The 8,629-nt window shown below is 54.8% G+C and carries 6 protein-coding genes and 1 pseudogene; 1 reads left to right on the top strand and 6 read right to left on the bottom strand.

The features are described 5' to 3' along the window. Nucleotides 1-95 precede the first annotated feature (95 nt). Nucleotides 96-710: pseudogene (locus C0541_RS01700) on the top strand (IS3 family transposase); the annotation flags it as partial. Nucleotides 711-812: 102 nt separating this feature from the next. On the opposite strand, the gene C0541_RS01695 reads toward C0541_RS01700, so the two are convergent. The 6 genes from C0541_RS01695 to aceE all read right to left on the bottom strand — a co-directional run bounded on the left by C0541_RS01695 (nucleotide 813) and on the right by aceE (nucleotide 8,173). Next, nucleotides 813-1,691: a macro domain-containing protein gene (locus C0541_RS01695; RefSeq protein WP_115045412.1), complete on the bottom strand. Its 879-nt coding sequence runs from the start codon at nucleotides 1,689-1,691 to the stop codon at nucleotides 813-815. Further along, complete coding sequence (locus C0541_RS01690) at nucleotides 1,688-2,188, bottom strand: TIR domain-containing protein (RefSeq protein WP_115045411.1); 501 nt, start codon at nucleotides 2,186-2,188, stop codon at nucleotides 1,688-1,690. Before C0541_RS01690 ends, C0541_RS01695 begins: the two co-directional genes overlap by 4 nt. A 411-nt stretch (nucleotides 2,189-2,599) precedes the next feature. Beyond that, a complete protein-coding gene (locus C0541_RS20600; protein ID WP_153064937.1) occupies nucleotides 2,600-3,091 on the bottom strand; it encodes a hypothetical protein in 492 nt (163 codons plus the stop codon). Nucleotides 3,092-3,264: 173 nt separating this feature from the next. Beyond that, nucleotides 3,265-4,203 carry a retron St85 family RNA-directed DNA polymerase gene (locus C0541_RS01685; RefSeq protein ID WP_115045410.1) on the bottom strand — a complete coding sequence of 313 codons (939 nt, stop codon included), beginning with the start codon at nucleotides 4,201-4,203 and terminating at the stop codon, nucleotides 3,265-3,267. Next, nucleotides 4,200-5,150, bottom strand: a complete 951-nt coding sequence (locus C0541_RS20595) for a retron St85 family effector protein (RefSeq protein ID WP_153064936.1) — start codon at nucleotides 5,148-5,150, stop codon at nucleotides 4,200-4,202. Before C0541_RS20595 ends, C0541_RS01685 begins: the two co-directional genes overlap by 4 nt. A 335-nt stretch (nucleotides 5,151-5,485) precedes the next feature. Further along, nucleotides 5,486-8,173 (bottom strand): pyruvate dehydrogenase (acetyl-transferring), homodimeric type, encoded by a 2,688-nt coding sequence (aceE, locus tag C0541_RS01680; protein ID WP_115045409.1) that lies wholly within the window; start codon nucleotides 8,171-8,173, stop codon nucleotides 5,486-5,488. Between the last annotated feature and the right edge of the window lie 456 nt (nucleotides 8,174-8,629).

Below are 8,629 nucleotides of genomic sequence, written 5' to 3'. Positions count from 1 at the left end.
GGTGAACTTGCTCTTGCGCATCGTTGGTCTCCTTGGTGGCTAGTGTGCCCGGAGACCTCTAACTATGGATGGACCAATTTTACGGGGAGCTGACAAAGGGCTTTGGCTGGAACCACAAGCGCGTGTATCGCATCTACCGGGAGCTGGAGTTGAAGCTGCGGATCAAGCCAAGGAAGCGGCTTGTGTGAGAACGCCCAGAGCCGCTGGCTGTGCCCGGATCGATCAACCAGGTCTGGTCGATGGACTTCATGCACGACCAGCTCAGTGATGGGCGCAGCTTCCGATTGTTCAACGTGATTGACGACTTCAACCGCCAAGGGCTGGGGATCGAGGTCGACCTGTCTTTGCCCTCGGCTCGTGTGATTCGGGCACTGGAACAGATCATCCAGTGGCGCGGCAAGCCGCGCGTGATTAGCTGCGACAATGGGCCTGAATACATCAGTGGTGCGCTACTGGGCTGGGCTGAACAACGCGGCATCCGGATCGAGCACATCCAGCCTGGCAAGCCGCAGCAGAAGGTCTACGTTGAACGCTACAACCGGACGGTACGCTATGGATGGTTGGCCCGAACCATGTTCGACTCAATCGAGCAGGTGCAAGGCAAAGCCACACGATGGCTATGGACCTACAACCACGAGCGTCCCAACATGGCGCTCGGCGGCATCACCCCCATGCAAAAGTTGGCACTTGCTGCACAGCTCCACTTTTAGCGGCTGCTACAAATGGGGGGATTACCTTCAAGAATTATTATTCACCTATAAATAATCAACCCGAAGAATCTGGCTACCCATATTTTTTTGCAACTGAATGAGCTATGCATGAAGGCTTTGCCCCAAGTAGTCCCGAACCTGAAACAGGTTTAACGAGAACATCGAGGCATCTTCGGGACGCACAACAATGATGAGCTTGTTGGAGAACGCCCGATCGCCTGCAGCGTCTGCGAATGATTGAGCAATTCGCTCGATCATTTTCTTCCTGGGATAGGGAACGCGGCCGCGCCCCGTGCCCATCAACGGCATCACGATGTCGCCCACCTCTGCCTTAGCAGCCAAGTTCACCCACAGCTTCTCAAGCGCCTCGTCGACCATCTTCAAGTCAGATCGGGCGTTCCTGCTTTCCTCAATGTGTGACATCGCTACTAGGTAGAAATTCTTGCTGTGTGCGCTTACCCGAGCTACAGTACCAATCGGGTACTCTTTATTCTTGCACGGCCTCTTCTCGTTCATTGTGAAATTCTCTCGCTCAAGCGAAACCTCAATCTGCCGATCAATTTCCGCAGTCTGGCCGTTGAAGTAGTTTGTCGCTAACTGACCTTGCAAACTCGAAGCAGCGATGAGCCCTGACGACATGTCCGTGTCGAATGTCGAGCTGGTGCTGATGATGACCTCGCCAGGTATTTTGAAGAGGTCGCCAATCACAACTTCGACAGCGAAATCCTTCTGCGGAATCTTGTAGCTGATGCGCGAAAGCGGCCGTCGGGTGGATAGTACATACAGCGTCGCAAGTACGACCAAAATAATCAGCCCGTAGTAGCTGTACTGATCTTTTTTGTAGATATTGAAAGCATCTGCCAGGTCAATGCACAGGTAGAGGATGCCCATGACGGCGAAAAACTTACCAATCGCCTCTCCGGAAAAAAGGGCATAGCGCCAATAGGCTCGCGTCCTAATCGACTCGAAGAAGTACTTCATAGACCGAGCCGCCTATACACGTCATCATTATAGAACCGCGGGCCAATCGTGCCGGCGGCACGCAGTCTCTGGAAGTTGGCCGGCCAATAATCCATTGCGTGCTCTATAATGTTGTGGTTGAACGATGTGTGGACCACGAGTTGCTCTCGGATTGTAGACGGACACCGGTCATCTATCTGTCGGCTTCCGTTCAAGTTCACGCCGATGATGGGCAGCCCTAAACGCAAAGCTACCTCCATCTCCCACTTGACGAACTTTGTCAGGCACTTGGTATTGGTCCCAATCATTACCACAAGAAGCTTGGAATTAACGAAGCGCTCGCGGAGCTGACGCTTAATGCTCTCTTCCCGGCTAGAATCCCGCGCTGTATTCAGATCGTGGGCGTTATGGAAGTTGAGCGAAAACCCGTCGTTCGCCTTCCAAGCAGTCATGAGACGGTAACAGTGCATGTCGATGTCGCCGTCAAAGGCGATGTAGGTTTTATTTCGATATGCCATTAAGTAATCCCCCCGCTTTCTAGTGGAACCATAAGCAAGACTAAGCGCCTATCACCGCTTATTGCCGACGTAAAACCGTCGAGCGCCCTACTCAACCGATTGTAACTGTTACGCCCATAGATATCGGCTGGCCCTGTCTTGCACCTCAGATTCTATCTAAAATGCACCCGGCCAGTCACTCATAGCGGACAGTTCGGTTGCTGCTTTGCTAGCACTAGCTCGATTATCGGGTGAACAAACTGCCGTCGTTGATTATACATGTTAGCAGGATGTTGAAACTATCCACACGCAACTCGCTAAATAGCGAGAACCAACTCAATTTTAATAACTTGCCACCCATTGACGGCTGCTAAAAAATTCAATTAATAATTAGCAAGCCTAAAGCTCAGACTCGCTAACTCTTAAATTATTTTATATCATTAATTGCAACAGGCGCTCCCAAAGACTCAATTTTCTAACCGAGTCATAACGGCCATTACTCCTAAGATTTGCGTTAAAAGCGGGCACACTTAGGCCGGAAAGACATTGCGCTGAAGTAATGTCAATTTTAGTCTTTTTCGCATCAATCCACTGAGCATTTTTACCTGCGACGCGTGACTTTAGTCGAACGTATTCTGCCAGATCTCTTGCATGAGCGTCAGCCGATTTACCTGGGTCACAAACTAACTCAACACACGATAGCATTGCAACTAAAAATCCGCATGCTGCAGAAATTTTCGGATACATTGCCAGTGCACCGGCAAACGCCCCGGTGCCGGAAAATATATTTATAAGTGTTATTGACTTCTTAATGCGTGTAAAAAAACTCCGATGCATGTCAGATACAACGATAGCGTACCCAAGATCTAAGTTTGCTTCGTAGAACGTGCGCTCATAATCACTAACTTCCTGCTCTGATCTCAAAATTAACGCCTCTCGCGAGGCGGCGGCGGCGGCGGCGGCGGCGATGGGTTCCTGAAAGGCGGCGTGTGACTATGTTTGTCCCCTTCATGGCCAGGACGAGGCGAAGTAGGTGGCGCATTCATTTTAAGCATACATTCCTCTAGAAAATTTTTAATGCAACGAATTCAGATTTTTTATTTTCGCTCGGTACGCAACAACTTAGGAGCCCCTGCCAACGCACCCCATACTCCCATGGCAAACTTTGGCTCTATGTCAAAAGCAAAGCCCAAAAGTCCGATTAGTTTATTCTGACCTTCAGCATCAAGGCTTCCTAGCGAATGGTGATGTGCCATCACGCGAATCAATCGCTTACGTTCTCTTCCGATAGACAAGCTTCCGTCGGGCGTCAAATTTATACCAGTTACGTTCATCTTCGCTCTCTTCGAAAGATGAAGTGTTTTCTCTTCGTTAATCTTTATAATTGGACTTTTTGATGACCTCACAATTAGACTTACGCCCCTTTGAATCAAACTTAAGACGCCTTTTTCAGAGCATGAAAACGTAAGATCGTCAGCATATCTCGTGTATTTGACATCATATTGACGACAAAGGTTGTCAATCTCCAGATCTACATCAAACATAATTGTGTTGGATATTAATGGAGAGCTGGGCGCACCAATGCACATCCGCAATATGCTAGTGCCTTTCTTTATCCAGAAAAGAATTAACTCAAGCTGTCTCAGCTCAACTTCGTCAAACTCTCCGGGCAAAAACTTATTCAAATGATGACGCAGATCAACAGGCTTTATAGACGGAAAAAAATCGGAAAGATCCATCTTCAAGATAAAAGACCCTCCCAGATGGGACTGGGCGTTTGACTTAATACCTCTTCCAAGTACATATCCGTGCACACAGTCATGTACAGGCAATCTCGGGGCGATTTTAGAGACCACACCTCTCTGCAAAGCTTTTAATTCTCTACTAGGCTGAGCTATATCCCTTACGCCGCGACCATTTTTCTTTAATATCTTAAATTCTTTGTATCGCCTTGGCGCAGAGGCAATAATTTTTTCAATGTCACTGATCGGAAGGCCCACCTCTCGCGATAGCAAATGAACAAGGTTCGTCGTCATACCTTCGTCCCCCTCCTGAAAGACAAGATTGCTTTATGCCTTCTGCCGTCTGTCTTTTCAAAAAAATCAATTGCGTCGGCCTTAAATCTAACTTGATCAAATATAGACGTACCGCTATTTTTATTCGGCCGAACAGTCAATAAGGGACGATCAACTAGTGAGAAGAAAAACTCTTCTCTGCCGTAAGTAATTTTTTTTATTAGCGAAAACTGCTCCAGCATTCTAGTGATTCTTCGCAATTGCTTAGCAACAGTAAATACTTCTAGTTTCGCCAGAATTTCTTGCAATTCACCAAATTTCAAGGCTACAAAAATATCAACAAGAGCGGCAACGACTACCATCCGATGCGAAAGCTCTGCGGGGTTTAGAATGGCCTCCGAAATAGGTCGGCGAATTGACTCGATTACTGATTCCTCGATAAATTGCCAACATTCAGACATTTTCTCGGGATCAGCAAAGTTACTTTCATCCTTAAATATAGGAAAAACCTGCACCGAGTTTTCCCTGGATCTTCTCAAACTTGCCACAGGCCCTAAAAAAATGAACGAAGGCGCCAATGCCGAGTCCATCCTCTGCTCACATACAACAAGCAATTTATTCGCCAGATGCGGCATCACTGCGAAGCTACCAAGCTCGGCTATAGACCCGGGACTTTCCACAAAAATGAGCACGCAAGCACTTAACGCAGCAATATGCTCTTCAAACTCAATAAGATCGCGAAAATCATCACCATGCAAAAGTGAAGTTAGTTTCTCTGCAATCATAACGCGATGACCTGCGATACGACCACCTTCATCAAGGCGCGTGAGGGCGTACTGACGAGCGGAATCTACGGCACCCGTGGGTGAGGAAAGAGCTCCACCGCAAAGAAAAATGTAACCATCAAACGGCTTTACAGTAACCCTATCTTTATCGATTCCAGCTACAAATCTCTCGATTATTTCCAAGGCCACACTCTTTACCCTAGATAGGCGGAAAACGCCGCGGGGGCTTACCGGGGGAGCGAAGCGGAGGAGGTGAGACCCCGCGGTGCTTTCCGCCGATAAGTGCTACCAATCCTTATACAGTCTGGCGAAACGCCCGACATATCGATCTACCTTGATCGCACGCGTAAAGAGCGGCACAGCTGTCTGCGCCTAGGTATTAATCTATCTTCATCACCCGTGCAAATGCAACTACTTGTGTGCCCCATACTCCGATAGTCTCAAATCATCTTGAAAAATCTTAGTTGTACAAAAAAAAAGCGGCCAACGGCCGCTTTTTTTATGGTGGCTAGGACACGTCAAACCCCAACCGGATTGCTCTTCTCCGGATCAATCTTGTACTGCTTGATCGCCCGGGCCACATCCTTACCCGTCATCTTGCCATCCTTCGCCAGCGCGGCAATGGCCGCATGCGCGATGTAGTAGCGATCAACCTCAAAGAACCGGCGCAGGTTGGCACGCGTATCCGAGCGACCGAACCCATCCGTGCCGAGGACGGTGTAGGTCATCGGGACGAAGGCGCGGATCTGGTCGGCGAAGGCGCGCACGTAGTCCGTTGCGGCGATGGCCGGGCCCTGGCGGCCTTCCAGCAGCTGGGTGACGTAGGGCTTGCGCTGTTCGGCCTCCGGGTGCAGGCGGTTCCAGCGTTCCACGGCGTAGCCATCACGGCGCACTTCGTTGAGGCTGGGGCAGGACCAGATGTCGGCGGTGACGCCGAAGTCCTTGTCCAGCAGCTCGGCGGCGGCAATGGCCTCGCGCAGGATGGTGCCGCTGCCCAGCAGCTGCACGCGCAGCTCGCCCTTCTTGGGCTTGCCGGCGTCCTTCAGCAGGTACATGCCCTTGATGATGCCCTCGGCTGCGCCGTCCGGCATGCCGGGGTGGGCGTAGTTCTCGTTCATCAGGGTGATGTAGTAGTACTCGTCGATCTGGTCTTCCATCATTGCCTTCATGCCGTGCTGCATGATGACGGTGACTTCGAAGCCGAAGGTCGGGTCGTAGCTACGCACGTTCGGAATCGAGCCGGCGATGACCTGGCTGAAGCCGTCTTCGTGCTGCAGGCCTTCGCCGTTGAGCGTGGTGCGGCCGGCGGTGCCGCCGAGCAGGAAGCCACGCGTGCGCATGTCCGCTGCCTGCCAGGCGATGTCGCCCACGCGCTGGAAGCCGAACATGGAGTAGTAGATGTAGAACGGCAGCATCGGCACGTCCGACACCGAGTAGCTGGTGCCGGCGGCCATCCACGAGGCGATGGCGCCCGGCTCGCTGATGCCCTGCTGCAGCACCTGGCCGGTCTGGTCTTCGCGGTAATACATCAGCTGGTCGGCATCGACCGGCTTGTACTTCTGGCCGAACGGGGCATAGATGCCGATCTGGCGGAACATGCCTTCCATCCCGAAGGTGCGCGCCTCGTCGGCCACGATCGGCACGATGCGCGGGCCCAGTTCCTTGTCGCGCAGGGCGATGTTGAGGCTCTGTACGAAGGACATGGTGGTGGAATAGCTGCGCTCGCCGCTGTCCTTGAGCAGGCGCTCGAACTTGTCGAGCGTGGGCGCGACGAAGGACTTGCTGGCCTTGGGACGGCGCGAGGGCAGGAAGCCGCCCAGCACGTTGCGGCGCTCCTTGAGGTACTGCACTTCCGGGGAATCTTCGCCGGGGTGGTAGAACGGCACCTGGCCGTCTTCCAGCTGGGCGTCGGTGACCGGGATGTTGAAGCGGTCGCGGAAGTGCTTGACCGCCGCGTCGTCCAGCTTCTTGGTCTGGTGGGTGGGGTTGAGCGCCTCACCGGCCGAGCCCATGCCGTAGCCCTTGACCGTCTTGGCCAGGATCACGGTGGGCATGCCCTTGGTGTTCACGGCCTGGTGGTAGGCGGCGTACACCTTGTGCGGGTCGTGGCCGCCACGGTTCAGGCGCCAGATGTCGTCGTCGGACAGGCCGGCGACCATGGCCGCGGTCTCCGGGTACTTGCCGAAGAAATTCTCGCGGGTGTAGGCGCCACCGAAGGCCTTGCAGTTCTGGTATTCGCCGTCGACGGTTTCCATCATCAGCTTGCGCAGCACGCCGTCGGTGTCCTTGGCCAGCAGGGCGTCCCAGTAGCCGCCCCAGAGCAGCTTGATGACGTTCCAGCCGCCGCCACGGAACACGCCTTCCAGCTCCTGGATGATCTTGCCGTTGCCGCGCACCGGGCCGTCCAGGCGCTGCAGGTTGCAGTTGACCACGAAGATCAGGTTGTCCAGGCCTTCGCGGCCGGCCAGCGCGATGGCGCCGAGGGTTTCCGGCTCGTCGCTCTCGCCGTCGCCGATGAAGCACCACACCTTGCGGTCGGACTTCTCGATCAGGCCGCGGTTTTCCAGGTAGCGCATGAACTGCGCCTGGTAGATGGCGGCCAGCGGGCCCAGGCCCATCGACACGGTGGGGGTCTGCCAGAACTCGGGCATCAGCCACGGGTGCGGGTAGGAGGAGATGCCCTGGCCGTCCACTTCCATGCGGAAGTTGTCCAGTTGGGCTTCGCTGATGCGGCCTTCCAGGAAGGCGCGGGCGTAGATGCCTGGGGCGCTGTGGCCCTGGATGAACAGCAGGTCGCCCGGGTGCTGGTCGCTGGGCGCGCGCCAGAAGTGGTTGAAGCCCACGTCGTACAGCGTGGCGCTGGAGGCGAACGAGGCGATGTGGCCGCCCAGGTCGCCCGGCTTGCGGTTGGCCCGCACGACGGTGGCCATGGCGTTCCAGCGAATGATCGAGCGGATCTTCCACTCCAGCGCGGAGTCGCCGGGGTTCTTGGCCTCGTTGGCCGGTGCGATGGTGTTGACGTACTCGGTGGTGGGCGAGAACGGCAGGTAAGCACCGGCGCGGCGGGTCTGTTCGACCATGCCTTCCAGCAGCTGATGGGCGCGCTCCGGGCCTTCGACGTCGATGACGGCCTTGATCGATTCGAGCCACTCCTGCGTCTCGAGCGGGTTCGGATCGTTGTGCAGCACTTCGTTCAACCAGTTCATTAGCGCTCCCGGGGGGACACACCCCGCGGGTGTGTCGACATCGTGAATTCGTGAACCCCCAAGTGTACCGCACGCACCTGTTGCCATTCCTCGCTACGGTGGCGTATGGAATGGGACGGTGTTGTGCGTGGGTGGGGGGACCGATGCCGGCTGGGGCGAGGATCCGGTGCAGCGGGCGCTGCCGGTGTACGACCAAAGGATGAGGGGCGGTGGCGGGCGGTTGCCCCGGCGGGNGCTACGGTGGCGTATGGAATGGGACGGTGTTGTGCGTGGGTGGTGGGACCGATGCCGGCTGGGGCGAGGATCCGGTGCAGCGGGCGCTGCCGGTGTACGACCAAAGGATGAGGGGCGGTGGCGGGCGGTTGCCCCGGCGGGGGCGCGACCTGCGTAGGAGCGCACCTGGGCGCGACGGGCTTTCCCGGTAACGCCCGTCGCGCCCGGGTGCGCTCCTACGCG

Source organism: Xanthomonas arboricola (assembly GCF_003353015.1).
Taxonomy (GTDB): Bacteria; Pseudomonadota; Gammaproteobacteria; order Xanthomonadales; family Xanthomonadaceae; genus Xanthomonas; species Xanthomonas arboricola_E.
The sequence above is the reverse complement of the archived record's forward strand: the minus strand, read 5'-3'. Positions and strand labels throughout refer to the sequence as shown.

Bases quoted from the DNA above. Each gene is read 5' to 3' on its own strand.
- C0541_RS01695 (WP_115045412.1), bottom strand. From the start codon at position 1,691: ATGAAGTACTTCTTCGAGTCGATTAGGACGCGAGCCTATTGGCGCTAT.
- aceE (WP_115045409.1), bottom strand. From the start codon at position 8,173: ATGAACTGGTTGAACGAAGTGCTGCACAACGATCCGAACCCGCTCGAG.
- C0541_RS01690 (WP_115045411.1), bottom strand. From the start codon at position 2,188: ATGGCATATCGAAATAAAACCTACATCGCCTTTGACGGCGACATCGAC.
- C0541_RS01685 (WP_115045410.1), bottom strand. From the start codon at position 4,203: ATGACGACGAACCTTGTTCATTTGCTATCGCGAGAGGTGGGCCTTCCG.